Source organism: Nocardia sp. NPDC005978, assembly GCF_040614455.1.
In the GTDB taxonomy this organism is placed as follows: domain Bacteria; phylum Actinomycetota; class Actinomycetes; order Mycobacteriales; family Mycobacteriaceae; genus Nocardia.
Window position 1 is genome coordinate 1 of the sequence record NZ_JBEXUS010000063.1, and the last position, 25,541, is coordinate 25,541.

Annotated in this window: 25 protein-coding genes; 15 read left to right on the top strand and 10 right to left on the bottom strand. The window is 69.7% G+C overall.

Translation table 11 applies throughout. The features are described from left to right. Positions 1–187, top strand: a 187-nt coding sequence (locus tag ABZ319_RS25420) for a hypothetical protein (protein WP_354988985.1), incomplete at its 5' end; no start/stop codon positions are given. Positions 188–294: 107 nt separating this feature from the next. Here ABZ319_RS25420 and ABZ319_RS25425 read toward each other — a convergent pair. Beyond that, positions 295–1,230 (bottom strand): hypothetical protein, encoded by a 936-nt coding sequence (locus ABZ319_RS25425; protein ID WP_354988986.1) that lies wholly within the window; start codon positions 1,228–1,230, stop codon positions 295–297. 233 nt (positions 1,231–1,463) lie between these two features. Then, a complete protein-coding gene (ilvD, locus tag ABZ319_RS25430) occupies positions 1,464–3,317 on the bottom strand; it encodes a dihydroxy-acid dehydratase (protein ID WP_354988987.1) in 1,854 nt (617 codons plus the stop codon). A 100-nt stretch (positions 3,318–3,417) separates the two neighbouring features. Here ilvD and ABZ319_RS25435 point away from each other — a divergent pair, with 100 nt between their 5' ends. Continuing rightward, complete coding sequence (locus ABZ319_RS25435) at positions 3,418–4,005, top strand: TetR family transcriptional regulator (protein WP_354988988.1); 588 nt, start codon at positions 3,418–3,420, stop codon at positions 4,003–4,005. A 10-nt stretch (positions 4,006–4,015) separates the two neighbouring features. On the opposite strand, the gene ABZ319_RS25440 is transcribed toward ABZ319_RS25435, so the two are convergent. Further along, complete coding sequence (locus ABZ319_RS25440; protein ID WP_354988989.1) at positions 4,016–5,014, bottom strand: pyridoxal-phosphate dependent enzyme; 999 nt, start codon at positions 5,012–5,014, stop codon at positions 4,016–4,018. A 351-nt stretch (positions 5,015–5,365) separates the two neighbouring features. On the opposite strand from ABZ319_RS25440, the gene ABZ319_RS25445 reads away from it, so the two are divergent. Beyond that, positions 5,366–6,691: an NAD(P)/FAD-dependent oxidoreductase gene (locus ABZ319_RS25445; RefSeq protein WP_354988990.1), complete on the top strand. Its 1,326-nt coding sequence runs from the start codon at positions 5,366–5,368 to the stop codon at positions 6,689–6,691. Here the strand turns inward: ABZ319_RS25445 and ABZ319_RS25450 are convergent. Continuing rightward, positions 6,658–7,305: a TetR/AcrR family transcriptional regulator gene (locus tag ABZ319_RS25450; protein WP_354988991.1), complete on the bottom strand. Its 648-nt coding sequence runs from the start codon at positions 7,303–7,305 to the stop codon at positions 6,658–6,660. The two genes, ABZ319_RS25445 and ABZ319_RS25450, sit on opposite strands and share 34 nt — an antisense overlap. A 70-nt stretch (positions 7,306–7,375) precedes the next feature. Here ABZ319_RS25450 and ABZ319_RS25455 point away from each other — a divergent pair, with 70 nt between their 5' ends. Next, positions 7,376–8,794: a cytochrome P450 gene (locus ABZ319_RS25455; RefSeq protein ID WP_354988992.1), complete on the top strand. Its 1,419-nt coding sequence runs from the start codon at positions 7,376–7,378 to the stop codon at positions 8,792–8,794. A 13-nt stretch (positions 8,795–8,807) separates the two neighbouring features. Here ABZ319_RS25455 and ABZ319_RS25460 read toward each other — a convergent pair whose 3' ends face one another. Next, complete coding sequence (locus ABZ319_RS25460) at positions 8,808–9,818, bottom strand: hypothetical protein (RefSeq protein ID WP_354988993.1); 1,011 nt, start codon at positions 9,816–9,818, stop codon at positions 8,808–8,810. 123 nt (positions 9,819–9,941) lie between these two features. On the opposite strand from ABZ319_RS25460, the gene ABZ319_RS25465 reads away from it, so the two are divergent. After that, positions 9,942–10,733 carry a 3-oxo-5-alpha-steroid 4-dehydrogenase gene (locus tag ABZ319_RS25465; RefSeq protein ID WP_354988994.1) on the top strand — a complete coding sequence of 264 codons (792 nt, stop codon included), beginning with the start codon at positions 9,942–9,944 and terminating at the stop codon, positions 10,731–10,733. Positions 10,734–10,737: 4 nt separating this feature from the next. Here ABZ319_RS25465 and ABZ319_RS25470 read toward each other — a convergent pair whose 3' ends face one another. From ABZ319_RS25470 to ABZ319_RS25480, 3 genes are all read right to left on the bottom strand, one after another. After that, positions 10,738–12,009: a sensor domain-containing diguanylate cyclase gene (locus tag ABZ319_RS25470; protein ID WP_354988995.1), complete on the bottom strand. Its 1,272-nt coding sequence runs from the start codon at positions 12,007–12,009 to the stop codon at positions 10,738–10,740. Positions 12,010–12,043: 34 nt separating this feature from the next. Further along, positions 12,044–12,853 (bottom strand): SAM-dependent methyltransferase, encoded by an 810-nt coding sequence (locus ABZ319_RS25475; protein ID WP_354988996.1) that lies wholly within the window; start codon positions 12,851–12,853, stop codon positions 12,044–12,046. Positions 12,854–12,990: 137 nt separating this feature from the next. Then, positions 12,991–13,770 (bottom strand): M50 family metallopeptidase, encoded by a 780-nt coding sequence (locus tag ABZ319_RS25480; RefSeq protein ID WP_354988997.1) that lies wholly within the window; start codon positions 13,768–13,770, stop codon positions 12,991–12,993. A gap of 452 nt (positions 13,771–14,222) precedes the next feature. On the opposite strand from ABZ319_RS25480, the gene ABZ319_RS25485 reads away from it, so the two are divergent. After that, positions 14,223–15,419: an LLM class flavin-dependent oxidoreductase gene (locus ABZ319_RS25485; RefSeq protein WP_354988998.1), complete on the top strand. Its 1,197-nt coding sequence runs from the start codon at positions 14,223–14,225 to the stop codon at positions 15,417–15,419. Between the two features lies 1 nt (position 15,420). On the opposite strand, the gene ABZ319_RS25490 is transcribed toward ABZ319_RS25485, so the two are convergent. Beyond that, complete coding sequence (locus ABZ319_RS25490) at positions 15,421–15,909, bottom strand: hypothetical protein (RefSeq protein WP_354988999.1); 489 nt, start codon at positions 15,907–15,909, stop codon at positions 15,421–15,423. Between the two features lie 470 nt (positions 15,910–16,379). Between ABZ319_RS25490 and ABZ319_RS25495 the strand changes: the two genes are divergently transcribed. The 3 genes from ABZ319_RS25495 to ABZ319_RS25505 all read left to right on the top strand — a co-directional run bounded on the left by ABZ319_RS25495 (position 16,380) and on the right by ABZ319_RS25505 (position 19,227). Then, entirely contained in the window at positions 16,380–17,576 is a 1,197-nt protein-coding gene (locus tag ABZ319_RS25495) for a nitric oxide synthase oxygenase (RefSeq protein ID WP_354989026.1), read from the top strand. Positions 17,577–17,650: 74 nt separating this feature from the next. Continuing rightward, on the top strand, positions 17,651–18,310 hold the full coding sequence (locus ABZ319_RS25500; RefSeq protein WP_354989000.1) for a TetR family transcriptional regulator: 660 nt from the start codon (positions 17,651–17,653) through the stop codon (positions 18,308–18,310). Further along, positions 18,307–19,227: a TauD/TfdA family dioxygenase gene (locus tag ABZ319_RS25505; RefSeq protein ID WP_354989001.1), complete on the top strand. Its 921-nt coding sequence runs from the start codon at positions 18,307–18,309 to the stop codon at positions 19,225–19,227. Before ABZ319_RS25500 ends, ABZ319_RS25505 begins: the two co-directional genes overlap by 4 nt. Positions 19,228–19,493: 266 nt before the next feature. On the opposite strand, the gene ABZ319_RS25510 is transcribed toward ABZ319_RS25505, so the two are convergent. Next, on the bottom strand, positions 19,494–19,898 hold the full coding sequence (locus ABZ319_RS25510) for a pyridoxamine 5'-phosphate oxidase family protein (protein WP_354989002.1): 405 nt from the start codon (positions 19,896–19,898) through the stop codon (positions 19,494–19,496). A gap of 230 nt (positions 19,899–20,128) precedes the next feature. Here ABZ319_RS25510 and ABZ319_RS25515 point away from each other — a divergent pair, with 230 nt between their 5' ends. The 6 genes from ABZ319_RS25515 to ABZ319_RS25540 all read left to right on the top strand — a co-directional run bounded on the left by ABZ319_RS25515 (position 20,129) and on the right by ABZ319_RS25540 (position 25,148). Beyond that, positions 20,129–20,683, top strand: a complete 555-nt coding sequence (locus ABZ319_RS25515; protein WP_354989003.1) for a cytochrome C5 — start codon at positions 20,129–20,131, stop codon at positions 20,681–20,683. Between the two features lie 115 nt (positions 20,684–20,798). Then, positions 20,799–22,007: a molybdopterin-binding protein gene (locus ABZ319_RS25520; RefSeq protein WP_354989004.1), complete on the top strand. Its 1,209-nt coding sequence runs from the start codon at positions 20,799–20,801 to the stop codon at positions 22,005–22,007. 43 nt (positions 22,008–22,050) lie between these two features. Continuing rightward, positions 22,051–22,452, top strand: a complete 402-nt coding sequence (locus ABZ319_RS25525) for a helix-turn-helix transcriptional regulator (protein WP_354989005.1) — start codon at positions 22,051–22,053, stop codon at positions 22,450–22,452. Positions 22,453–22,457: 5 nt separating this feature from the next. Further along, positions 22,458–23,234 carry a molybdate ABC transporter substrate-binding protein gene (gene modA / locus ABZ319_RS25530; protein WP_354989006.1) on the top strand — a complete coding sequence of 259 codons (777 nt, stop codon included), beginning with the start codon at positions 22,458–22,460 and terminating at the stop codon, positions 23,232–23,234. Between the two features lie 106 nt (positions 23,235–23,340). Further along, on the top strand, positions 23,341–24,102 hold the full coding sequence (gene modB / locus ABZ319_RS25535; RefSeq protein ID WP_354989027.1) for a molybdate ABC transporter permease subunit: 762 nt from the start codon (positions 23,341–23,343) through the stop codon (positions 24,100–24,102). Next, complete coding sequence (locus ABZ319_RS25540; RefSeq protein WP_354989007.1) at positions 24,099–25,148, top strand: ABC transporter ATP-binding protein; 1,050 nt, start codon at positions 24,099–24,101, stop codon at positions 25,146–25,148. Before modB ends, ABZ319_RS25540 begins: the two co-directional genes overlap by 4 nt. The last annotated feature ends 393 nt before the right edge of the window (positions 25,149–25,541 follow it).

Here is a 25,541-nt window from a genome sequence, read left to right on the forward strand (position 1 = left end):
GGGGCGCTTCGAGCAGGGTTTCCGCCGCGGCACCGAGTGCGAGTGCACCCTGCGCGGCTGTGGATTCCCCTCCCGAATTCATACCCCCATTCTACGCCTTGATAGCAAATCGCAATACCCCAATTCGATTGTGATACATAGATATTCAGACAAGCGCGCAATTCAGAATCGAATGAAACTCGGCTGAAATCGAAAGCCATTTCCGGAGTCGTCGCAATGATCCCGCAAGCGCGGTTCCGCGCCGATCCATCCGATCGCCGCCCCGCCGGCCGCGGTCATCGCGCCCCCGCCCGATCAGGGCGTGTCGCGGAACCTCGCGTACAGCTCGGGCAGGAACCGGGCCAGATGATTCATCTCCTGGCCGCAGTGCAACATCAGGTCACGGGCCATGACGAGGTCCGGGAGCAGGTCCGCGGGGTCGAGGGCGGCACCGCGTTCGACCGCCCTGGCGGCGGGTAGCGGTGCGGGAGCGTGGGTTCCGTACACCTTCAGGTAGAAGCGGCTGCGCATCTCGGCGCCGCCGGGTACCGGGCGGACCTGGTGGGCGAGCCAGCCCAGGTCGACGGGTAGCACGCCGCTGCCGACGCGGGCGCAGATCACCGTGTGATCGTCGGGCACGGTGAATCCGCGCGTCACCGGATCGTGGAACGCGATGGCCAATTGCTGGAGCTTGGGGCCGATGTACTCGTCCACATAGGAGATGTTGCCGATATACCGGTCCCGGTCCGGTAGTGCGCGGGCTCGGGTGTCGGTGGCCAATTCGGAATACATGTGCGCGTCGGGATGCCACAGCTTGTAGCGTGCCGAATCGGTGGAATGCCAGCCGAACCACCAATCCCACATCGCCGCCGTCACTCTGGGCATTTCGGTGCGCACCGCGACCCACACTTCACCGGAAGCGGTGTAGCCGTAACCGGTTTCGGTCAGCGAGTATCCGGTGGGAGCGAGATCCGCCGTCCAGGCCGCGAAATCGGGGATCTGCTCCGATGCGACAGGTCCGGAGTCGTAGGCGGTCAGCACCGGGGACTGGGCCGGGGCCGTGCGCTCGGCCATGAACTCCGCGAAGGGTTTTGCCCAGTCCTCGGCCTGATAGCCGGGGTAGCGGCGTCCACCCGCGGCAGGCTCCGCGCGCGCCGTCCCCGCGGCGACGGTCGCGGTCGCCGCCATGCCCACCCCGGCCGCGCCCAGCAGCAATGCCAGGCGCCGACTCGTCCTGGTTGATCTCGACATCCGCTGAGACTAACGACGGTTCGTTCGTGGATCGAGACCCATGATGGCGGACGGGTGGAACAGGTCAGGGCCTGGCAGCTGGCTGCGATCGTGCGCGGTCGCCTGATTGCGCTCTGGCACCGCACGATTCGATCGCGAGCAGCGGCGTTGCGAACATGAACTACCCGATGCGGTGCCGTTCCCGCAGCCTCGCCAACAGCGCGCGGATCGCTCCCCGGTTCGGCTGCGCCCTGTCAATCCGGCAGCTTTGTAGCGTCCCGAACCGCTCCCTTGTCCGCCGAGGTCGTGAGCAACGCGTAGGTGCGCAGGGCCAGTGACACCTGGCGTTCGCGGTTGCGCGGCCGGTAACCGGTGCCCGACTCCAATGCCGCACGGCGGTCGGCCAATTCGGCGGGATCCACGTGCACCGTCAGCGAACGCGTCGGGATGTCGACGGTGATCGAGTCGCCGTCGTGAACCAGAGCCAACGGACCGCCCGCGGCGGCCTCGGGAGAGATATGGCCGACCGACAGCCCGGAGGAGCCGCCGGAGAAGCGGCCGTCGGTCACCAGCGCGCAGGTGTGCGCGAGCCCGCGCGCCTTGAGATACGTGGTGGGGTACAGCATTTCCTGCATACCGGGCCCGCCACGGGGTCCCTCGTAGCGGATGACCAGGACGTCGCCGGGCCGCACTCGCCCGGTCAGGATGACCTCGACGGCCTCCTCCTGCGATTCCACGACCAGTGCCGGACCGGTGAACGTGTGCATGTGGTCCGCGACGCCCGCGGATTTCACGATCGCGCCGTCGGGAGCGAGGTTGCCGCGCAGCACCGCCAGGCCGCCGTCGCGCGAGTACGCGTGGGCGCGATCACGAATGCAGCCCCCGGCCGCGTCGGTGTCGAGTTCGTGCCAGCGTTCGGACTGGGAGAACGCCGTGGCCGAGCGCTTTCCGCCGGGTGCGGCGTGGAACATCTCGGTCGCCTCGGCGCTGGGACTGCCGCCGCGCACATCCCAGTCCGCCAGCCATGCCGAGAGCGAATCCGCGTGCACCGCATGGACATCGCGGTGCAGCAACCCGCCGCGATCCAGCTCGCCGAGCAGGGCGGGGATGCCACCCGCCCGGTGGACGTCCTCCATCAGGTACGACCCGTTGGGTGCGACCTTGCACAGGCACGGCACCTGCGGCGACATCTTCTCGATGTCGGTGAGGGTGTAGTCGAGCCCGGCCTCACGCGCGGCTGCCAGCAGATGCAGCACCGTATTGGTTGATCCGCCCATGGCCAGGTCCAGCGTCATCGCGTTGTCGAAAGCCCGGTGCGAGGCGATGTTCCGGGGCAGCACCCGATCGTCGTCCTGCTCGTAGTACCGCCTGGTCAGCTCCACGATGGTGTGCCCCGCCGCCTCGTACAGCGCGCGGCGGGCGGTGTGGGTGGCCAGCACCGTCCCGTTGCCGGGCAGGGCCAGGCCCAGCGCCTCGGTCAGGCAGTTCATGGAGTTCGCGGTGAACATGCCCGCGCAGGAACCGCAGGTGGGACAGGCGTTCTCCTCGATGAGCGCCATGTCGGCGTCGGAGACGTCGGGGGACACCGCGGCGGCCATGGTGTCCACCAGGTCCAGCCGGCTGCGCACGGTGCCGTCGACCAGCACCGCGGTGCCGCCCTCCATCGGCCCGCCGGAGACGAAGACCACGGGGATGTTCAGGCGCAGGGCCGCCATGAGCATGCCGGGAGTGATCTTGTCGCAGTTGGAGATACACACCAGAGCGTCCGCGCAGTGCGCGTTCACCATGTACTCGATGGAGTCGGCGATCAGATCGCGCGAGGGCAGCGAGTACAGCATTCCGCTGTGCCCCATGGCGATTCCGTCGTCGACGGCGATGGTGTTGAACTCGCGTGCGATGCCGCCGGCGGCCTGCACGGCCGCGGCGACGATCCGCCCCACCGGCTGCAGGTGCGTATGACCCGGCACGAACTCGGTGAAGCTGTTGGCGACCGCGATGATCGGCTTGCGGCCGATGTCGGCCGACGGCACCCCGCTGGCTCGCATGAGGGCGCGCGCCCCCGCCATGTTCCGACCGTGCGTGACCGTCCGTGAACGCAATTCGGGCACGATGCCACCTCCTCGACTGAAACTGCAACCGTGCGGTTGGAGTTTGCCACACCGGCGGGCCGAATTACAACCGCACGGTTGGAGATGGTTGGATGGGGACATGGCGTGGGACACCGACAGGACCAAGAGGCTGCTGCTGGAAGCGGCGGTGCACGAGTTCGCCGAACGCGGTCCCGACGGCGCCCGGGTCGCCGCGATCGCCACCCGCGCGGGTGTCAACAAAGAACGCATCTACCAGTACTTCGGCGACAAACAGGGCCTGTTCGAGGCGGTGCTCACCGATCAACTCGCGCAGTTGGCCGCTGCCAGCCCGCTGCATCCGGACGCGGCCGGTGACCTGGCCGAGTACGCCGGGCACGTCTTCGACTTCCATCACACCCACCCGCAGTTCCTGCGCCTGCTGCACTGGGAGGGCCTGCAGTCGCACGCCGGCGCACTCCCGGCCGAGTCCGCGCGCGCGGCGCACTACGCGGAGAAGGTGCGAGCGCTGGCCGCGGCCCAGCGCGCGGGTGCGCTGCCGGACGATGTGCCCGCGGGGTATCTGCTCTACGCCGTGGCCGCGCTGGCCGCGTGGTGGTTCGCCGCACCGCAGGTTGTTCGCATGATTCTGGGGGCGGACGTGGATCGGCCCGACAGTCAGCGCGCCGCGCTGGTGGCGCTGGTGCGCAGGCTCGAACTGCGCCCCTGAGTTTCCCGGGTCAGCGCGGCCCGTTGGTATTGAGGTACACCACCGGCCCCCGGCCGAAGTGCCCGTGCGCGTTCATGTCGAGCACCGCCGCCATGGCCTTGGCCGTGTACACGGGCTCCAGTGTGAGCTGTTCCAGCTTCGACGAAAGCGTTTGCGCCGTAGCGGCTTCCGGGGTGACGCGGCCGTACCCGGGCCCGAGCCAGTCGGTGACGATCTCCATGTTGCCGGTGGGGGAGAGGTCCTCGGGCAGGCGCGCTCCCCGCTCGCGCAGCAGCCGGGCGGACCGGTCGGCCAATCTGCCCAGCGTGGTCGCGTCCAGCGGCAGCGAGTCGTTGACGACCACGCCGACCACCCGTGTGCGCAGGCCCGCCAGCCGCAGGCCGAGCGCGAGGCCGGCCACCGTGCCGCCCGACCCGACCGCGGTCACGATATGCGTGGGCTCGGGCAGCTCCCCGTCCCGGACCTGGGCGGCGAGTTCGAGCGCGGCTTCCACGTAGCCCAGCGCGCCGACGGGGGAGGAACCCCCGGCGGGCAGGAAGTACGGTGGCCGCCACCCGGAGAAATTGCGGGCGAGCAGAAACGGCGCGCTGGCGATGGTGCGCGCCTTGCTCCTGGTGAAATGCAATTCGGCCCCGGAGGCGCGCAACCGGTCCAGCTGCGCTCGCACGTGCTCGTCGACCGGCTGATCGATCAGTGCCAGAACGGTTTTCAGCCCGTACTCGCGGCCGTACAGCGCGGTCGCCAGACCCCAGTTGGTACCCAGCGCGCCGACCGTCACGATGGTCTCGCGCCCGCGCCTGCGCGCCTCGGGGAGCAGCCATTCCAGTTTGCGGACCTTGTTTCCGCCCCACCCGCCGTCGCCGAACGCCCCGTCGTCCTTCACCCAGAGATCCGCGCCGCAGGAATCGATCGCGGACAACTGCCGCACGGGCGTGGGCCCGGACCCCAGACAGACGTGTGGCAGCGTGTGCGCGAGTTCTGGATAGAGCTGATGCAGGTGCGGCGTCACACCCCCAACGTATCGACTGCCCAGTTCTATTACGAGCGTGGCGGGGCACACACCGGACATCCGGGACTATGAGTCCTGGACCCCGCCCGATCGGCGGCCACCCCCGGACGGTGACGGTCCATCGGCGGTCCGGGTAGAGCGCTTCGCCATGACCGATGCACCGCGGGCGAGCGGTGGGACCGGACGGTCGAGGGCGATTCGCGGCTGCGAACCCCGCGAAGGAACCGGTACACACCGTAGCGCTGCCGAGTAACGCTGAGGTGCGGGAGAATTGGAGTCGCAGCACCGATACGGCCGCCGCCCGGCCCGGGGCGAACCCCGTGGGCCGGGCATGTTGTCAGGAGCCTCGCCATGAGCGGGAATGATTGGGACGCACTGGTTGTCGGAGCCGGAGCGGGCGGCCTGTGCACCGCCGCCCGGCTCTCGCACCTGGGCTACAGAACCTTGGTCGCCGAACGCCTGGATCGGGTCGGGGGCCGCGCCTCGACCGACGACATAGATGGATTCAAGGTCAATACCGGCGCCATCGCGGTCGAGCTGGGCGGTGTCACCGAAGAAACCTTCGCCGAGGTTGGCGCGAAATTCGAAGTGCGCCCGGCGGATCCGTCCCTGCTGTATCGCATCGGCGAGCGCACCGTGGACGTCACCACCGGCGGCTGGGCCCTGCTGTTCGCCCAGCTCATCCGGCAGGGTGCCGCCCTGCTGCGCGATACGGCGCCCCCGCCGCCCGCCGGCGAGCTTCCCGGGCGGGAGCTGTCCACCGCGGAATGGGTGCGCAGGCACACCAGAAACGAAGTGGTGCAGGGGATTTTCCGCACCCTGTGCGGATCGGCCTTCGCGGTCGGGGCCGAGGAACTGCCCGCGCGTGTCTTCCTGACCTACTTCGCCACCGAATCGGTGTTCCGGCCCTTCGGTTTCTGCCCCGAGGGCACCCTCGGGCTCTGGAAGGCGCTGGCCGAGGTGGTCGAGCGCAACGGCGGGCAGGTCTGGCTGGACAGCGAGGTGCGGCACGTCGCGGTCACCGACGGCCGGGTCACCGGCGCGACGATCGTGCGCGGCGGGGAGAGCGTGGAGGTGACCTGCGGGGTGGCCATCAGCGATATCGGGCCCGCCGCGACGCTCGATCTGGTTGGCCCCGAACGCTTTCCGGCCAGCTATATCGGCACGGTGCTGCAGGGCGACCTGCCCGCGGCGATGATCACGGTGAACTTCGCGAGCCGCGATGCCCTGGTCGACGCGCCCGGGCTGCTGAGTTTCGCGGGCGCCCGCAGGCTCTGCTACGTCGCCGACCTCACCGTCACCTGCCCCGAGATGGCGCCCGACGGCTGGCACCTGTACGTCGGGACGGGCGTGCCCAAACCGTCCATCGGGGATTTCGACGCCGACGCCGAGACCGCGCTGGTCCTGGGGGACCTGCGCAGGCACCTGCCCGGATTCGACGCGGCCCGCATCCTGTCCATCGCGGTCAGCCGCGACGACTGGCCGCCCCAGCGCACGGTGCCGGGCTACGACCTGCCGCACACCACCCCGATCCCCAATCTCTGGAACGTCGGCGACGCGGTGAAGGAATACGCGCACGGCGGCACCAGCGCCTGCGCGGAGACCGCCAAGATCGTCGTCGAGGAGATCGTGGCCGCCGGTCCTCAGTGCAATTTGTCCATCATGGCGGGCAGCTGATCGACCACCGTCACCACGTAGTCCGCGACGATCTGGATCAGCACCGGCCGCTCGACCTTCAACCCGCCGTCCAGCCACACCAGGATCAGTTCCGCCGCCCCGCCCGTGATGAGCTGGGTGAGCGCGATCAGCGCGGTGTCCTCGCCCTCGGGGATGTCGAGGATGACCCGGGCCTGTCCCATGATCGCGGTCGCCACCCGCCGCATGCCCTCGAAACGCAGCCGGGTCAGCCGCTCGCTGCCGTGGGCCTGCGCGAAGGCGATATTGGCGCGGCGCGGGTCATCGGTGACGGCGATGATGAGCGTGGCCACCCCGGCGCGAATCTTGTCCTCGGGCGAGCCGGGGGTGGCGTGCATGGTGTCAATGGCCCTGTCGAGGGCTTCCTGCTGCACCTCGAACAGCAGGGCGCCGGCCAGGGTGTCCAGGTCCGGGAAGGATTCGTAGAAGAAGCGCGGCCCGACCTTGGCCTGTTCGCACAGCCCGCGCACGGTCAGCGCCGAAAGCCCTTGCGTCCCGACGATTTCCAGCGCGGCATCGAGGAGCCGCCGCCTGCGTTGTTCGCGGCGCTCGTCGGTGCTGGTTCCGCGGTAGGTCCCCTGGAAAGCGCGCGTCACTCCGCAAGCTTCGCACACAAGTCAGGAAACGACCGTTTACGGAAACGATCGTTTCCGATAACGTGCAGCCATGGCGCCTCGAAAAGCCGTGCTGAATCACAGAATTCAGTGTCATGTCGCCGGGGTATTGCAGCGGTACCCGGCCCGCACCCGCGCCCTGGCGGACCCGCCGCCGGGCAGTGGACTCGCACCGATCATGGGTGATTTCGGCCCGCCCGGCGTGGGTCATGTCCTGAGCCAACTCGCCGATCCGCTCGGCTACGCCCGCAAGACCATGCGCCGCTACGGCCCGGTGCACTGGATGGGCGCGTTCGGCCGCCCGATCGTCGGGCTGCACAGTCCGGCCGGCGTGGAGGAGTTCCTGCTCGATCGCAAGCACGCCTTCTCCGCCCAGCGCGGCTGGGAATTTCTCATCGGCCCGTTCTTCAAGGGCGGGCTGCTGCTGCGCGACTTCGACGACCACCGCTATCACCGGCGGATCCTGCAGCAGGCCTTCACCCGGCCCCGCCTCATCGGCTATCTGGACCTGAGCACGCCGCGCATCACCCGCGGGGTCGAGAGCTGGCGTCCGGCACCGGATTTCCCGCTGTACGACCGGGTCAAGCAATTGCTGCTGGAACAGGCGACCGTGGTCTTCGCCGGGGCGGAGCTCGGCGCCGAGGGCACCCGGCTCATCCGCGCCTTCGAGGACGCGGTGGTCGGCGGGACCGCCGTCATCCGCACCAATGTGCCCGGCGGGGTCTGGCACCGCGGCCTGCGCGGCAGGCGCGTGCTCGAGGAGTACTTCCGCCGCGAGCTGCCGAACAAGCGCGCCGGGGACGGCGAGGACCTGTTCAGCGTGCTGTGCCACGCGGTCACCGAGGACGGCGAATCCTTCACCGACGCGGACATCGTCGACCACATGATCTTCACCATGATGGCCGCGCACGACACCAGCACCATCGCCATCGCCATGCTGGTGTACGAGCTGGCCCGCAATCCCGAATGGCAGGAGCGCCTGCGCGCGGAAGCCCGCGCGCTGGGCAAGCCCGCCCTCGAGTACGCGGACCTGGACCGCCTGCCCGATCTGGAACTGGCCTTCCGCGAGGCGCTGCGGATGTACGCGCCGGTGGGGCAGCAGGTGCGAGAAGCCATCGCCGACACCGAGATCCAGGGGTATTTCATCCCGCGGGGAACCCTGGTCATGATCGGGCCCTACGTCATGATGCGGTCCGAGGAGTACTGGAAGGATCCGGACGTCTTCGATCCCGAGCGCTTCGATCCCGCCCGGGCCGAGGACAAATCCCACCGCTTCGCCTGGCCGCCCTTCGGCGGCGGCGCGCACAAGTGCATCGGCCGGTACTTCGGCGGGATGACGGTCAAAGCGGTGCTGTACCAGATGCTGCTGAACTACCGCTGGAGCGTCCCCGACGACTACCGGGTACCCCTGGTGGCCGGAACCGGTCCCAAACCCGCTGACGGGCTACCCATCCGCCTGCAACGGCTGTGAGAATCCGGCCGGCTCAGCGCACGTCGCGCGGCACCCCCAATTCCACGTCCAGATAACGGAGTTCGGGGTCCCGCCGGCGTCCGTTGCGGAAGGCGCGGAACACCAGGTCCTGCGGATGCCGCACCGAGAACACCTCCTGGAAGGTGGTGACCGTGCGCAACGGAGCGCCCCGCAGGCTCGGGTTGTATCCGGTGCGAGCTGCCGGACCCTCCCAGATGAGGGCGGCGCCGCCGGGCACGCTGTGCGGGGCGAAGCTCCAGCCCAGATCCCGCATGCGCCGGTCGAATTCGTCCCCGCCCAGTCCCGCCACGTCCCAGCCGCTGGCCTCGTTGAACAGCTGGCGACCGTGCAGGAACTGCACGAAGCACGGATCCGGCCCCGGATGCGGGGTACTGACGTTGATCACCCCGTCCCACGGCAGCGTGGTCAGCGCCCAGGCCAGCCTGGCCTCGAAATCGTCCCAGTCCGCGCACAATACGGGCGCGCCGCGTTCGCTGGGCCGGTCGGCGATCAGGCCGTAGTCGCCGACGGTGTCGGGCGCGTCCAGGCTCCAGGCGGTGAAACGCAGGCCGCCGGACTCCATGTCGAGGCCGTCGCGCAGCACCGTGACCACCGAATCGGCGATCCTGCGGCGCTGATCCAGGCTCGCCCCGCGCCGCCAGCCCGTGCTCCACTCGCGGGCCAGTCGCGGTTCGCGCCGCACGCGCTGTGCCGCGCGCAGGTGCGGATCCGGCGCTGTCGCATCCGATTCCAGGGCCAGCGGGCACGGATCCCACAGGCCCTCCGGCTGCGCGCGCAGCGTGGTCAGCAGGTGGTCGGCGTCGGCGGCGTCCACCGGCACGGCGATGACCACCTCGATATCGGACCCCTGCTGCGCGAAGTGGACGTGGCGTCCGCCGCTCTCGTCACGGACCTGAATGAAGCGCGGATTCCACTCCAGCCCGCCGCCCTCGGTCTCCTCGTCCTCCTCCTCCAGGAAGAACGGCATCCATTTCAGAAGTACATCCCATCCCTCTGCACCCATCTACGCCTCCCTGCGGGTCCCCGCCAACCTACCGGGCGGCCCCGGGCCATCCGCCGGCTACGGGTATCGGAACAGCGGCCGCCATGATAGAACGTGTTCTAGTTTTACGACGAAGGACCACGAATGAATTGGTACACCGGCAACACCGTTTATGACACCGTCCTCACCATCGCGATCGCTTTCACCGTGTTCGTGCTGGTGGGCGGACTGTTCGCGCAGAGCCCGTACGGCCGCTTCGCCACCGACAGCCTCGGTTTGAACCTGAACCCGAAGCTGGGGTGGTGGTTGATGGAGATTCCAGCCACCGTGGTCTTCGCGGTGGCGTACCTCAGCGGTCCGAACCGTTTCGAGCCGACTTCCCTGGCGCTGGCGGCCATCTGGATTCTGCACTACGGCAATCGCGGGTGGTTCTTCCCCCTCTCGATTCGCCAGGTGCCCGGCAAGACCAGCAGTTTCAACGTCTCGGTGCTCGGCATGGGCATGCTGGTCACCTCGCTGCACGGCTACCTCAACGGCGCGCTGTTCAGCCACGACTACCTGGGGCAGTACGGCAGCGAGTGGCTGACCGACCCGCGCTTCATCATCGGATTGATCATCTATCTCGGTGGATTCGCGCTCCTGGTGAGCTCCGAGCGCATCGTGCGCAACCTGCGCGACAAGAACAACCCCGGCGCGACCGAGTACAAGGTGCCCTACGGTCTGGGCTTCAAGTTCGTCACCAGCCCCACCTACCTCGGCGAGCTGGTGGCGTGGGCGGGCTTCGCCATTCTCACCTGGGCGCTGCCGGGCGTGATCATCTTCCTGATCACCTTCGGCAATCTCGTCCCGCGCGCGTTCGCCACCCACACCTGGTACCGGGAGAAGTTCGCGGACTACCCGGCCGAGCGCAAGGCCCTCGTGCCGTACGTGATCTAGCCCGCTACCGCCCCTGCCGGGTCGCCTTGTCCCGGTACATGGCGGTGTCCACGGCGTGCATGAGTTCGTCGATGGCGGTGGAGTGGGTGTCGACCAGGGCGGTGCCGATGCTCGCGCCCACCGTCACCGACAGCCCCGCCACATCGAACGGATCCCGCAGCGCCGCCAGGATGCTCGCGGACACCTCCGCCAATTCTGCTCGGCCCGTGCACTCTTCGACCAGCACGATGAACTCGTCTCCGCCCAGGCGTGCCGCGACCGCGTTGGCGGGCAGCGCGCCGCGCAGCCGCTCGGCCACGTCGCACAGCACGCGATCCCCGGCGGTGTGCCCGCGCCGGTCGTTGATCTCCTTGAATCCGTCCAGATCCAGGTAGCAGACCCCGACCTGCCCGTCGGCGGCGGTGAGCCGGTCGAAGAACAGCAGCCGATTGGGCAGCCCGGTCAGCGAGTCGTGGTGCGCGTCGTACCAGAGCTGATCGGCGAGCTGCTTGCGCTCGGTGACATCGACGGTGACCCCGACCAGGAAGCGCGGCGCGCCCGCGCTGTCGCGCACCACGGACATCGACAGGTCCACCACGCACACCGCGCCGTCCGCGCGGTTGTGTGTGGTCTCCATCCGGAAGCTGTCGACCTCGCCGGCCAGCAGCCGCTGGAAGCGTTCGAAGGCCGCGCCGATGTTGGCCGGGCCGAGGATGTCCGCGACCGAGCGCCCGGGCATGGATTCTGCGGGCACGCCCAGGGTTTCGGCCATCGCGTTGTTGACGTCCAGCACGCGGCCGGTGTCGATGTCGATGGTGCCGATACCCACCGACGCGCCCGCGAAGATGGCCTGGAAGCGCGCCTCGGACAGCTGCCTGCGCGCCTCGGCCTCCCGGGCGGCGGTGAAGGCCGCGGTGATGGTGGCCTCCTGTTCGGCCAGCGCGGCGGCGCGCAGGCCCGCGCTGAACTCGGCGGCGAAGCCCGCCGCGGCCTCGATGGCCCGCGCGCGCACCGAATCGATGTCCGGGCAGCGCGGATTCGCGCACGCGTGATCGACCAGATCCGCGCACAGCACCAGTACCGAGCGCTGCACCGCGAGCGGGTCCCGGTAGTTCGCCGCCACCAGGGCGGCGGCCGCGCGCTGGGCCGCCTTCGGATCGCCGGTGCCCCGCACGACCTCGATCAGTTCGGCGGCGAAAGGGTCGAGCAGGTCCTCGACCTGCGCCCGGGTGAGCACCGGCGCGACCGCGCCGTCCAGCATGCCGGCCCAGCGCACCGCCAGCTCGTGTGCTCCCACCGGAAACCCCCCTTGCCCGAAGTCGTACTCCCGCTCAGTCTTTCCGGCCAACCCCCGCCAAACCGAGTGAGCGGCCGGGGGTTTCGTGCACGTCGCGCTCGGATTCGGGCCGCCACAGCGGCAGCTCCACCACGCCCGGCTCGACCGGCGTCCACGGGCCGAACAGCCCGGTGATCTCCGCGCGGGACCGGAAGTGAATACCGATCTTGTTCTGCGCGGCGGCGTTGGCGCCCAGTTTGGCGGCGTCCTCCGGGCGGGTGGCCGAGGACAGGTGGGAGAGAGCGAGATAGCTGCCGGACGGCACCGCGGCGTGCAGGGCCGCCACCGCGTCGGCCGGGTGGTCGTCGTCGGCGAGCAGGTGCAGCACCGCGATCAGCAGCACGCCCACCGGCTCGTCGAAATCGAGGAGGCCGGTGGCGCGGGCCGCGGCCAGCACGTCGGCGGGCTTGCGCAGATCGGCCTCGATCGCCACGGCCCGGTCGTTGCCGCCGAGGATGGCCCGCGAATGCGCGACGGCCACCGGATCGATATCGGCGTACAGCACCCGGCAGGCGGGATCGAGCTGCTGGGCGACCTCGTGCACGTTGCCCGCGGTCGGGATGCCGGAGCCGATGTCGAGGAACTGGCGCACGCCCTGGTCCACCAGGAACCGCACGGCGCGGCGCAGGAACGCGCGATTGCTCAGGGCGACCCGGGGCAGATCCGGGACGAGCTGCTTACCCATTTCCGCGGCGCGGCGGTCGATCTCGAAATTGTGCGACCCGCCCAGCAGCGCGTCGTACATGCGAGCCGGGCTCGCCTGCGCCATGTCCACGCCCTCCGGGGCCCACGCCGGTCTGTCCATCCCAACCCTCCTGCGATCACGATCGAACGCCCGGCGATCCGTGTTCATGATCACCCGGACGGTGCATCGCGAATGTTAGCCGTCGTTCTCGAGAATTCTTGCACTCGTACGGTTCCCGATCGCGGGTGGGAGAATGCTCACCGAGCGGTTGACGCCTCGCACGTGCTGTGCGTGAGCGGCGGCACACACACCCCGCGGGCGTCGGCGAGCAGCAACCGGGCTCCCAGGATCAGCGAACACACCGCGATCGCGCCGAACACCAGGACCCAGAGGATGCCGGGCACCCGGGTCAGGCGCGCCAGCTGATCGGCGTCGGAATTGGGTTCGTGCTTGCGATTGCGCTGCAACTCGATCACCGGGCGCACGGCCGCCAGCAACAGGAACCACGCCGCGAGGTACGCGAGCGCGGCCTGCGCCAGGTCGGTGCCGAACCAGGAGACGGCGAACAGGATGCCGCCCACCACCAGCACGGTCAGCACGCCGAACACGTTGCGCACCTTGATCAGCAGCACCACCAGCAGTGCGATCGTCAGCCACAGCATCAGGGTGATCCGGTGTGCGCCGAGCAGGCCCGCGTAGGCCAGGCCCAGCAGCGCCGGGGCGGGATAGCCCGCGGCCGAGGTCAGAATCATGCCGAACCCGTACGGCTTCCCGCTCGAGACGGTGAGTCCGGAAGTGTCCGAATGCAATCGGATGCTGTCGAGCCGTCGTCCGGTGAGCAGCGCGGTGAACGCGTGCCCGGCCTCGTGCGCCAGGGTCACCACATTGCGCAGCAGCCGCCAGCTCGGGCGAAACGCCACCAGTGCCAGAGCGAGTACGCCGGTGCCGATCACGAGTTGCCAGGGCGGCGGGGTCTGCGTGGTGGTCAGCCGATCCATGATCGAGGTGCCGCGCTCGACGAACTCTGCGGTGTTCACCGCCGCAGATTAGCGACTCGGCGCGCTCGCGGCCAGATATCCGGCGGACGTGCGGTGATAGCCTGTCGGGCAGGTCATGGAAACCACCGTGGCGCCGAAAATTGTTTCAAAAGCGGAAAAACGGGCACTGCTCTGTTGCCCATACCGCCCGCCCAGCGAGTCCGGCGGGCATAAACGCAGGAGTTGTCTCAGCGTGAGCGGGAAAACGAAAATTCCTCGTCCGACGAACAATCAAGGCCAGATCCCCAGTGGGCGTGAAGACGTGTGCTGGCCCGAACCGAGTCCGCTGGCATCGTGGTGGGATGAAGTGATGCATCCCGACGGGCCCGATTCACCCGCGGGGCGCGGGATGGATTGACCGGCCGGAGTTTTCGGCCACCGCCTATCCCGAGGGGCTCGCGCGGGCAATGCTCGCGTTCACCGGACGTGACCGGGGCCCGTCGGGATAATCGGTGCTGGACCGATCCGGGTTGATCGGCCGGGAGGAGACCACCGTGCCGGACTCACGCAACTCCACGTCGTTCTCGGTGGGCACCATGGTGGGGGTCAATCCGCCACTGGCCGCCGCTCGCTTCGTCACCCGCATGGCCCGGCTGGGCCGCCTGGATTCCATTCTCGCGCCGGATCATCTGATCGGCGTGTTCCCGCGGGCGATCTGGGACGCCGACTTCACCGCGCAGGCCAAGGGCGCTGCCAGCCCGGACGAGCAATTCGACTTCGCGCCGCTGCTGGCGCATCTGGCCCCGGGCGCGGGCAAGGTACAGCTGGGCGTCGGGGTCACCGACCCGCACCGCAGGCATCCCGTACTGCTCGCCCAGACCTTCCTGACCCTGGCGCACATGACCAAGGCCCCGCCGATCCTCGGTATCGGCTCCGGAGAGCACGAGAACCTCGATCCGTACGGATTCACCTGGAACCGGCCCGTCGATCGCCTGGAGGAGGCGCTGGGGCTGCTGCGCACGGCGCTGAGCGCGACCGAGCCCATCGACTTCGCCGGCAAGTACTACCGGCTCGACAGCGCGCCGATGGATCTGACGGCGCCGCCGGGCAACATGCCGCAGATCTGGATCGGCGCGCACGGCCCCCGCATGCTGGAGTTGACCGGCCGGTTCGCCGACGGCTGGTACCCCTGGGAGACCGCACCCCCGGACGAGTACGAGCGGCGCTGGAACGCGGTGCGAGCCGCGGCCCGCGCCGCCGGGCGCGATCCCGGCGCGATCGTGCCGTCCCAATTGATCAGCATCGTGACCGCCCGCACGGAGGAGGGAGTGCGTCGCGTGCTGGCCTCGCCCGCCGTGCGCTACCTCGGGTTGTTCGCGCCGCCCGCGGTCTGGGACAGGTACGGCGCGAAACATCCCTTCGGGCAGGACTATCGGGGCCTGATCGATCTGATGCCGCACCGGCTCACCCGCGCCGAGATCCAGGACGCCATCGCCGAGGTTCCGGACGAGGTGCTGCGGGACTGGCTCACGGTCGGCACCCCGGCCGAAGTGCTGGCCCGCATTCGGGAACTGGCCGACGCGGGCCTGCGCCATCCGATCATCTTCCCGTCGTCCGCGCTGGTCTCCAACGCGGACGCGGCCTTCGGCTACGGGGTGCTGCTGTGGCTGGCGGATCGGCTGCGCCGGCAGCCCACCAGCGCCGGCTGAACTACACCGACACCGACACCTTCACCCGGGCGGCCGGGCGCTCGGGCAGCGGCGTGCCGGCCCGGCTGTAGACGTATTCGCCGCTGTGCGTGCGGCGTACCGGGCTGTTGGGCTGCTCGGCCAGGCGCGCGCACGCCGCCTCGATCAGTTCCAGGCGGTCCGGCAACCCGGCGGGCGGCTCCCAGCCGTTGATCTCCAGTGCCGCACCGATCGCCGGGGGATCGATACTCGCACCGCACTCGGACAGCAGTTCGCGCACCAAACTCATGACCGGTCCGACCGGATCGGCCTGCGCGGCCAGTCTCCGGTAGGTGCGGGCGTCGTCGAGCTTCCGGGCGACCGAGAGGAATCGTGCACATTCGTACCGCAATTCCGAGTTCGGTTCCACGTCCGCTTCCAGATCGACCAGGGCTTCGTAGTAGCCGCTCAAATTCGCCAACACCGCTCGCGTCTCGTGTACACGCTCGGCGACAACATCAGCGATATTCATCTTCAACGCTCCCCACGGTGACAACGCACGAACAGGTCGCGGCACATCCGATCACACCGAGCGCCCCATTCCGGGCGCGGCGCGCCGAGTTTCGCCACGCAGAACTCGAGACACATACGCGGAGTGTTGAACAGGACACGCTGGGCTTTCCCGTGCCTGTGCCACACCGGGGTCCCGAGGATGCAGTTGATCTTTTCTGTATCGCCTGCGACACATCGGCTGTGTCGCTGGGTATTTGCCGACCGTAACTCCGGTTCTTCTTGGTCATTCCGGGCAAATCTCAGGCGTGATCGTGCGATATTGGTTCCCGGGAGGGGGGATGTGAAGCGGATTGCCGGGCCGATCCGGTGGTCACCGGCACAACCCATGGAGGCACCGGTTCAATGTCGATCAACACCGTGGCCGCGCAGCCTGAGCTCGTCGCCGCGGCCGATCTCGTTTGTCCGCACCGCAACTCATCGGCGCACCCGATGCTGGCACACCGCTCGGTCTCGATTCCGGACCGCGCGGTCGAATGCGAGGAGTTCTTCGCACAGCCCGAATTGGCGCATCTGCCGCCCGGTCGCGGCGCTACCGTGGTCCGGCGACTGCGGAAAACCGGCACCTATCGCCATACGCTCGAAGAATTGAGCGTCGGCACGAAATTGGCGTGGCGCAATCACGATCGGTGTGTCGGCCGCAAACACTGGCGCGCGCTGGAATTGCGCGATGCCCGCGCCGCCACCACCGCGGCCGAGATCGCCGACGCCTGCTGGGAACACCTGCGCCTGGCGACCAATAGGGGAGCGGTCCGGTCGATCATTACCGTCGCGCCGCCGGCCGCCGCGGACGGGCGCGGGTTCCGCATCGTGAATTCCCAGCTCATTCGATATGCCGGATACCGAACGGGCGGAGATATTCTCGGCGATCCGGCCAATGTCGAACTGACGGATCTCGCGCGCGAGCACGGCTGGCGCGGGACGGGTGGGCGCTTCGACGTGCTGCCGCTGCTGATCCAGGAACCGGACGGCACGGTGCGGTGTTTCGAGGTGCCGCCGGAGTTGGTGCTGGAAGTGCCGCTGCGGCATCCGGACTTCGGCTGGTTCGCCGACCTGGACCTGAAATGGCATGCGGTACCGGCCGTCTCGAACATGGATCTGGAGATCGGCGGGCTCAGCTACACCTGTGCGCCGTTCAACGGCTGGTACGTCTCGTCCGAGATCGGGCGCAATCTCGGCGACACCGATCGTTACGACATGCTGCCGACCATCGCCGACCGGATGGGCCTGGACCTGAGCAACGATCGCACGCTGTGGCGGGATCAGGCGCTGATCGAGCTCAGCCGCGCGATTCTGCACAGTTACAAGCGATCTCGGGTGCATCTGGTCGACCACCACACCGTGGCGCGGCAGTTCCTCGACCACGTCAATCGCGAGGAGGCGGCGGGGCGGACCTGCCCGACCGACTGGAGCTGGATCAATCCGCCGCTCTCGGCCAGTCTCACCCCGACCTTTCATCGGTACTACGACGCTCCGGATCCGCATATGCGGCCGGCGTTCGTGCGGCGGGACGCGGAGGTTCCCGAGCCGGTGCACGCGGTGCCGGATCCGGAGCCCGCGCCGCGAAGCTCGTTGTGGCGCAGCATGGGTCGCGCCTTCCGGCGGTCGGGCGCGGAGCGGGGGGAGTAGTGCGGCGGGGCGAATAAGGATCAGCGTGAGTTGATCCCGTTCGCGTTTAACGCAACTGCGTTAAATTGCGTTGCATGGCGGCGAAGGAACAGATCCTGGCCGCGGCGGAGCGGTTGTTCGCCGAGTTCGGCATCGAGTCGGTGTCGTTGCGGCAGATCGCCGTCGCGGCCGGGCAGCGCAACACCTCGGCGGTCGCGTACCACTACGGCAGCAAGCAGGCCCTGGTCGAGGCCGTCTACGAGTGGCGGATGACCACGGTCAACGCGCGGCGGCTGGCCCGGCTGGCCGAGCTCGGGGATTCGGGCTCGGTCGCGGACCTGGTGCGCGCGCTGATCGATCCGCTGGCCGCGACCCTGCACGCGCCCGAACTCGACGGCGAGCCCGGCTGGTATCTGCGCTTCATCGCCGAAACCCTGTGGCGGCCACCGTTCGAAGCCGTCGGCAACACCATGCGTGGCGCCGAGGCCGAGAGCGTCCGGCTGGTCGTGGACGGGCTCGCGAAGCGCCTGGACGGCCTGCCCGCGGCGGTGTTCGGCGAACGCGTTCGCCTGGTCGCCATGCTCGTGGTGACCGCGCTGGCCGACCGCGAACGCCGGCTGCAGGAACCGGAACCGCCCGATCACCTGGCCGGGCTCGGCCTCGAGGTGCTCGCCGACGCCGCCACCGCGATTCTCACCGCCCCGTGGGTCCCGCCGCGAAGCCCCAGTGTCCCAACGAAACAAGGATCGACATGACCGCTGCCTACGCCACCCTGGGCGAGATGCTGATCGGCCGCTCGCTGGCCGCCGGACCCCGCACCCTGCACCGCCTGCCCGGGGGCGCGCCCGGCGCGCCGTACGAGCTGTTCACCCTCACCCCGCAGACCGCGCTGATCGGGGCGGAGATCTCCGGCATCGATCTGCGCGAGCCCGTGGGCCCGGAGCTGTTCGCCGAACTCGATCGCGCGCTGCTGGAGTGGAAGGTCCTGTTCTTCCGCGACCAGAACCTCACCGGCACACAGCATCGCGACTTCGCGCGGCTGTGGGGCGAACTCGAGGTGCATCCGTTCCTGCCGCAGGGCGAGGTGCCCGAGATCGTGCGCTTCGCCAAGGACGCGGAGAACCCGGGCGTGGAGAACGCCTGGCACACCGACGTGACCTGGCGGGAGCGCCCGGCGCTCGGGTCGGTGCTGCGCGCGCTCGAGGTGCCTCCGGCCGGCGGTGACACGCTCTTCGCGGATATGGCCGCCGCCTATGACAATCTGCCCGCCGAACTGCGGCAGCGTATCGACGGCCTCGAGGCCGTACACGATTTCACGCTCCCGTTCGGCCAGTTCCTGTCGCCGGAGGAACTGGCCCGCCGCCAGGCCGAGTTCCCGCCCGTGGCCCACCCGGTGGTCCGCACCCACCCGCGGACCGGGCGCAAGACGCTGTTCGTCAACGCGGTCTTCACCACCCACATCGTTGGCCTGGAGCCCGCCGAGGGGGAGGAGCTCCTGCGTCAGCTGTTCCAGCAGGCGCGCGTTCCGGAGTACCAGGTCCGGTTCCATTGGGCCGCGGGCTCGATCGCCTTCTGGGACAACCGCGCCACCCAGCACTACGCGGTGAACGACTACTTCCCGAGCCGCCGCGTCATGGAACGCGCCGCGATCCTGGGCGATCGGCCGATCTGAGGCTGCCCGTCGTCCGGGCGGGGTCGTCCACGCCTCGCCCGGGCGGCCCGCGGCACACCTGCGCGACCGATCGGCGGGGTGTGCTCCGCCCCTGGCTCGGTCGCTTCGGTGCGCCGGCGTGAGAGTGAAGGAGCGGCACACCTGCTCGACTGATCCGCGGGTCCGCTGCGCCGAGTGGGCTTGCCGCTCAGCTGATTGTGCGCGGCGCAGGGGAATCGGTTGCGGCCTGGCGGAGTGCGGTTGTGGCTCTGGCGAGTGGGTGTGGATCAGTCGAATGCGGGTGTGGCGCTGCCTGTTCGGTGCGCCGGGGTGAGGTTGAAGCGGCGGCAGCCCGAGCAGCGCTGTTCGGTTGCGCCCGAGCTGTAGACGTGGTGCAGGACGGCCCGGCTCGGGAGCACCTCGAGCGCACCGTCTTCCAGTGCGGCGTGCCCATCGATGATCAGGGCGTGGGTGTCGGGGCGGGGCGGGGGCCAGAGCAGGGTCACCGCCGGATTGGCGGCGATATTGCGGCAGGTCACCGGGCCCGGTGCGGGGATGCGGAACCTGGCTCCGGTCAGCGCGGGTTCCAGCGGGGTGGTGTGCGGTCCGGATTCGCCGATGCTCACCAGGAAGGCGAGGTCGTACCGGGCGATCAGCTCGACCAGTTCGGCGGGCAGCTCGGGCGCGTCCATGCTCCCAGGGTAGGCGAGTTCGCGACGAATGCGCGTCAATTTTGCCGTGGATGAGGTTCGAAGTGCCACGGGGTTCCGCATTTGCGGTTAGCCGAGTTGTCGCTGTGTGGCCTCTTCGGTGCTCGGCCGTCGATGGCGGGCCGATGTCCGGACGCGGCGGGCGCGCGCCGCGCGGGCTCGTGCCTGGGTACGGTGGGGGACCGCTGTCGGTGGAGGAGAGGCGAGAATCGATGGACCCGATCGATCGGCTGGGCGAGGAGATCGCGCGCCGGGAACTACTGGCCGATCCGCAGTCGGGGGCCGGGATCATCTTCGGCACCGCGCGGGTGCCCGCCCTCGGTGTCGTGGTCACCGTCAACGTCGACCCCGAACTCGACGATCGCGACGACCTGGACGTCGCGACCCTGACCTCGGGTATCGAACGGCTCCTCGGGCTGTCCGCCGAGCAATGGGCCCGCGTCCGCGACGAGATCGCGCTGGAGATCGAGGAAGCCGTCGGCGATCAGCCCGTCCGGGAGGAGACCGACCTGCGCGCGGATCTGACGCTGCGCTCCACGGTCGTCTTCCACGACGCCTTCCTGCTGTCCTTCGCGGCCCCGAATCAGTTCCCCGACAGCTGGATTCGCGTGCAGCTCGATACCGAACTCGAGCTCGACGGCGTCGTGGTCGATCCCAAGGACGACGATGCCGAGGCCGTCGAGTTCGGCAGTCTCGACGATCTTCTCGATCACCTGAGCGCGGCCGGGGACGGCAACGCACAGCGGGCCGCCGGTTCAGGTGAGTAGGCGGCAATCAACTTGCAACTGCGTAGAAAATGACCCGAAATCTCCGCAGATGAGGATTTAGCCCCGGAGCCGGTTTCGTCGTGGAAACGGTCGCTGCGGAAGGGCGGGTGCGGGGGTGCGGAGTCGATCCGTCGAGGCGATGAACGGCGCCGGGGTGGCCGTCGAGGACCTCGACCCGCTGTTGCGCGCCGTGCTCACGCCGGTCCCCGCGCGGACGGCGCCCGTGGTCGACGCACTGGGCGCGACCCTGGCCGAGCCGTTGGTCACCGCCGCGCACCTGCCCGCGGTCGACACCGCCGCCATGGACGGATTCGCGGTCAACGGCGCCGGGCCGCGGTGGTCGCTGCGGCTGGGCAATCAGGTCGCCGGGCGCTCGGCGGGCAGCACCCTGTCCGACGGCGAGGCGATCCGGATTTCCACCGGCGCGCCGGTGCCGGGCGGGACGACCGCCGTGCTCCGCCGGGAATACGTGCACATCGAGCGTGCGGGACGGTGCTGGTCGCTGCGCGCGCTGCCGGATGCCCCGCGCCGCAACGACTTACGAGCTCGCGGCGAATACTGGTCCGCCGGGGTCGAACTCGCGCCCGCGGGCGCCCGGGTGGACGCCGCGCTGATGTCCGTGGCGCTGAGCGCGGAAGCGCCCGTCGTCGCGGTCCGCGGCCCGCTGCGCGCCGACGTACTGCTGACCGGTGACGAGATTCGCGCCGCCGGCGCGCTGGGGCCCGGGCAGGTGCGGGACGCGCTGGGCGCGGTGCTGCCGCACTATCTGCGCGGCTGTGACATCGAATGCCGCCGGATCTGGCCCATGCCGGACGATCGAGAACTGCTGCGGTCCTGGTTCGCGCTGGACACCGACGCCGAACTCGTCGTCTCGGTCGGCGGCACCGGGCGGGGCTCGGCCGACCGGCTGCGCGCCGTGCTCGGTGAACTCGGCGCGCGCATCCTGATCGACGGGGTGCGCGCGCGACCGGGCGGCTCTCAGATCGTGGCCGAGCTTCCCGACGGCCGGACCCTGCTCGCCCTGCCGGGCAACCCGCTCGCCGCGGTCATCACGCTGCTGGTGACCGGCCGGGCGCTGGCCGGCGTGCGCACCGGCCGCCGCCCGGATCCGCCGCTGTGGGGCCGGATCGCGGACGCGGCGGCCCCCGCCCACGGGCCGACCCGCATCGTCCCCGCACGCCAGCTCGACGGCGGGGTGTGGCGCACCCACGGTGCGACCCGCACCCCGCACCTGGCCGACCTGCTCGGGGCCCAGGCGCTGGCCGTGCTCCCGGCCGGGACCGGGCGCGGCGCGCTCGTGGAAATCGTGCCGATTCCGCGATGAGTCCCGGTTTGCGAGCCGCACAAGCGGCAATATCATTCCTCCTGTGACGAATTTGCGGATCAGTGAGGCGGCGGCGCTGCTCGGAGTCAGCGATGACACCGTGCGGCGCTGGATCGACCAGGGCCGGCTGCCCGAGGTGAAGCTGGAGAACGGCCGCAAGGGCGTGCGGGGCTCGGACCTGGCCGAGGTGCTGCGCGCCACCAACGCCGAGGCGACCGCGCTCGGCGCCACCGTGGCCGCCTCGGCACGAAACCGCATGCGCGGCATCGTGACCCGCATCGTCAAGGACACCGTCATGGCGCAGGTGGAGATGCAGGCCGGGCCCTTCCGGCTGGTGTCGCTGGTGAGCCGGGAATCGGTCGATGAACTAGGTCTCGAGGTCGGCAGCATCGCTGTCGCCTCGATCAAATCGACCCACGTCGTGGTCGAGATACCAGAAAGTTGATGAGGATGAAGACATTCCGTACGTTCGGCGCCGCCCTGGCCCTGCTCGCCGTCACCGCGGCGGCCGGATGCGGTTCGGACACGTCCGAGAACAGCTCGGACAAGGTGTCCGGTACGGTCACGGTCTTCGCGGCCGCGTCGCTGACCGGCACGTTCACCGAACTGGGTAAGCAGTTCGAGGCCGCGCACCCGGGCGTGAAGGTCGTGTACAGCTTCGCCGCCAGTTCCGCGCTCGCCGAACAGATCAAACAGGGCGCCCCGGCCGATGTCTTCGCCTCCGCCGCGCCCGCGAACATGCAGCAGGTGGTCGACGCCGGTGAAGTCACCGGGCAGCCCGCCACGTTCGTGAGCAACCGGCTCGAGATCGCGGTGCCGGACGGCAATCCGGGCAAGATCACCGGTCTGGCCGACTTCGGCAAATCCGAACCGCGCATCGCGCTGTGCGCCGAGCAGGTTCCGTGCGGGGCCGCCGCCAAGAAGGTCTTCGAGATCGCCGGCATCACCCCGCAGCCCGACACCCGCGAACAGGACGTGAAGGCGGTGCTCACCAAGGTCACCCTCGACGAGGTCGACGCCGCGCTGGTCTACCGCACCGACGTCCAGGCCGCCGGCGACAAGGTGGACGGCATCGAGTTCCCGGAGTCGGCCAAGGCGGTCAACACCTACCCGATCGCCGCGCTCGCCAAGGCGCCCAACGCCGCGGCCGCGGCCGCCTTCGTCGACTTCGTCAAGTCCGACCAGGCCAAGAAGGTCTTCGCGACAGCCGGATTCGACACCCCGTGAGTCGAACGCGCCGCGCCACAGCGGGATCGCGGTGAGCGGGGCCGCCGCACGCAAGCTCGGCCCCGCCGCACGCAGGCGGGCGGCACGGGGGCGGCGACCGGCCGTCCTGGTGCTGCCCGCCCTGCTGGCGCTGGCGTTCCTCGCCGTTCCGCTGCTCGGCCTGCTGGTGCGTGCACCGTGGGCCACGCTGCCCGAGCGGCTGTTCAGCCCGGAAGTCGGTCAGGCCCTGCGGCTTTCGCTGATCTGCGCCAGTGCCGCGACGCTGATCTGCCTGATCCTGGGCATCCCGCTGGCCTGGCTGCTGGCCCGGGCGCAGGTGCCGGGCCGGGGGCTGATCCGCGCGCTGGTCACGGTGCCGCTGGTGCTGCCGCCGGTGGTGGGCGGCGTCGCGCTGCTGCTGGTGTTCGGCCGGCGCGGTCTGCTCGGGCAGTACCTGTACGACTGGTTCGGGGTGTCGCTGCCGTTCACGACACCGGGCGTGATCGTGGCCGAGGCCTTCGTGGCCATGCCGTTCCTGGTCATCTCGGTGGAAGGCGCACTGCGGGCCGCGGATTCGCGATACGAGGAGGCGGCCGCGACCCTGGGGGCCTCGCCCTGGTACACCTTCCGGCGCGTCACCCTGCCCGCGGTGCTGCCGGGCGTGATCGCCGGGGCGGTGCTGTGCTGGGCGCGGGCGCTGGGCGAGTTCGGCGCCACCATCACCTTCGCCGGAAACTTTCCCGGCACCACCACGACCATGCCGCTGGCGGTCTACCTCGCGCTGGAAACCGATCCGGACGCCGCGATCGTCCTGAGCCTGGTGCTGCTGTTCGTGTCGGTCGGCGTCCTGGTCTCGCTGCGCGAGCGCTGGATTCGAGGACCGGTATGACCCTGCGTGCCCGATTGCGGATCGAGCGTGCCGCTTTCGACCTGGACATCGACCTGACAGCCGAACCCGGGGAGGTGGTGGCGCTGCTGGGGCCCAACGGCGCGGGCAAGACGACCGCGCTGCGCGCCCTGGCCGGATTGCTGCCGCTGACCGCGGGAACGATCACCGTCGCCGACGAGGTCTGGGACGCGCCGCCCGCGCTCTTCGTGCCGGCCGAGCACCGCCGCGTGGGCGTGGTCTTCCAGGATTACCTGTTGTTCCAGCACCTTTCGGCCCTGGAGAACGTGGCGTTCGGACTGCGCGCCCGGGGTGTCCGGCGCGCGGAGGCCCGCCGCCGGGCCGCGGACTGGCTGGACCGGGTCGGGCTGGGCGAGCACGCCGCCGCCGGTCCCCGCGCGCTGTCCGGCGGTCAGGCCCAGCGCGTTGCCCTGGCCCGCGCCCTGGCCACCGATCCCCGGCTGCTGCTGCTCGACGAGCCGCTCGCGGCCCTGGACGCGGGCACCCGGCTACAGGTCCGCTCGGACCTGTCCCGGCACCTGCGGGACTACGGCGGCCACACCGTCCTGGTCACCCACGACCCCCTCGACGCCATGGTGCTGGCCGATCGTCTCGTCATCCTCGAGCACGGGCGCGTGGTCCAGCAGGGCGCGCCCGCCGAGATCGCGCGCCGCCCCCGCACCGACTACGTGGCGAACCTGGTGGGCCTCAACCTGTTCCGGGGCGAGGCCGCGGGCACCACCGTCACCCTGCCCGCCGACGGGCACTTCACCACCACCGACCCCATGTCCGGCCCCGTCTTTCTCGCCTTCGCGCCCACCGCCGTCAGCCTGCACCCCGCCCCGCCTACCGGCAGCCCGCGCAATTGCTGGCCCGTCACCGTCACCGGTCTCGAACAGCACGCCAACATCACCCGGGTCCAGTTGGACGGCGCCCCGCCCGTACTGGCCGACATCACCCCCGCGGCCGTGGCCGAGCTCGGCTTGCATCCCGGGCGTCCGCTCTGGGCGGCGGTCAAGGCCACCGAGATTCACACCTATCCCGCGTGAGGGTGTCCGCCACGGGACATCGCACATTCACGGAGCCGGGGGAGCGGCGTGCGGGGGAGCTCGATTCGGGCACCGCACCGGTCCGGCCGGAGGACTGCACGGCCCGGTCCCGGGAATTGTCTCCGGGGGCGCTGCCACGCCACATCCGGAGTCTGGGTGCCGCACTACATTTCGCACAATCGAAGTCGAGCAAATGGTTGGGGTCAGGGCCGGGTTCGGATCGGCCCTGACGCCAGATTATGTGTGTTAGGTCGATTTACAGGGACGGACCGGAAAGGAATGCCGGGCACCAGCCGCCGCCGGGCGGCGCGGCCGGGAGTATCTTCTCGGGGGCGGGGATCGGGCGCTCGGGGCCTATGGCGCCTTTGCCGGGACCGGCGGGGGGCGGAACGT

Excerpts from the sequence above, each read along its gene's own strand:
- ABZ319_RS25425 (WP_354988986.1), bottom strand. The coding sequence starts at position 1,230 with ATGTCGAGATCAACCAGGACGAGTCGGCGCCTGGCATTGCTGCTGGGC.
- ABZ319_RS25435 (WP_354988988.1), top strand. The coding sequence starts at position 3,418 with ATGGCGTGGGACACCGACAGGACCAAGAGGCTGCTGCTGGAAGCGGCG.
- ABZ319_RS25445 (WP_354988990.1), top strand. The coding sequence starts at position 5,366 with ATGAGCGGGAATGATTGGGACGCACTGGTTGTCGGAGCCGGAGCGGGC.
- ABZ319_RS25455 (WP_354988992.1), top strand. The coding sequence starts at position 7,376 with ATGGCGCCTCGAAAAGCCGTGCTGAATCACAGAATTCAGTGTCATGTC.
- ABZ319_RS25460 (WP_354988993.1), bottom strand. The coding sequence starts at position 9,818 with ATGGGTGCAGAGGGATGGGATGTACTTCTGAAATGGATGCCGTTCTTC.
- ABZ319_RS25465 (WP_354988994.1), top strand. The coding sequence starts at position 9,942 with ATGAATTGGTACACCGGCAACACCGTTTATGACACCGTCCTCACCATC.
- ABZ319_RS25475 (WP_354988996.1), bottom strand. The coding sequence starts at position 12,853 with ATGGACAGACCGGCGTGGGCCCCGGAGGGCGTGGACATGGCGCAGGCG.
- ABZ319_RS25490 (WP_354988999.1), bottom strand. The coding sequence starts at position 15,909 with ATGAATATCGCTGATGTTGTCGCCGAGCGTGTACACGAGACGCGAGCG.
- ABZ319_RS25495 (WP_354989026.1), top strand. The coding sequence starts at position 16,380 with ATGCTGGCACACCGCTCGGTCTCGATTCCGGACCGCGCGGTCGAATGC.
- ABZ319_RS25500 (WP_354989000.1), top strand. The coding sequence starts at position 17,651 with ATGGCGGCGAAGGAACAGATCCTGGCCGCGGCGGAGCGGTTGTTCGCC.
- ABZ319_RS25505 (WP_354989001.1), top strand. The coding sequence starts at position 18,307 with ATGACCGCTGCCTACGCCACCCTGGGCGAGATGCTGATCGGCCGCTCG.
- ABZ319_RS25510 (WP_354989002.1), bottom strand. The coding sequence starts at position 19,898 with ATGGACGCGCCCGAGCTGCCCGCCGAACTGGTCGAGCTGATCGCCCGG.
- ABZ319_RS25515 (WP_354989003.1), top strand. The coding sequence starts at position 20,129 with ATGGACCCGATCGATCGGCTGGGCGAGGAGATCGCGCGCCGGGAACTA.
- modA (WP_354989006.1), top strand. The coding sequence starts at position 22,458 with ATGAAGACATTCCGTACGTTCGGCGCCGCCCTGGCCCTGCTCGCCGTC.
- ABZ319_RS25540 (WP_354989007.1), top strand. The coding sequence starts at position 24,099 with ATGACCCTGCGTGCCCGATTGCGGATCGAGCGTGCCGCTTTCGACCTG.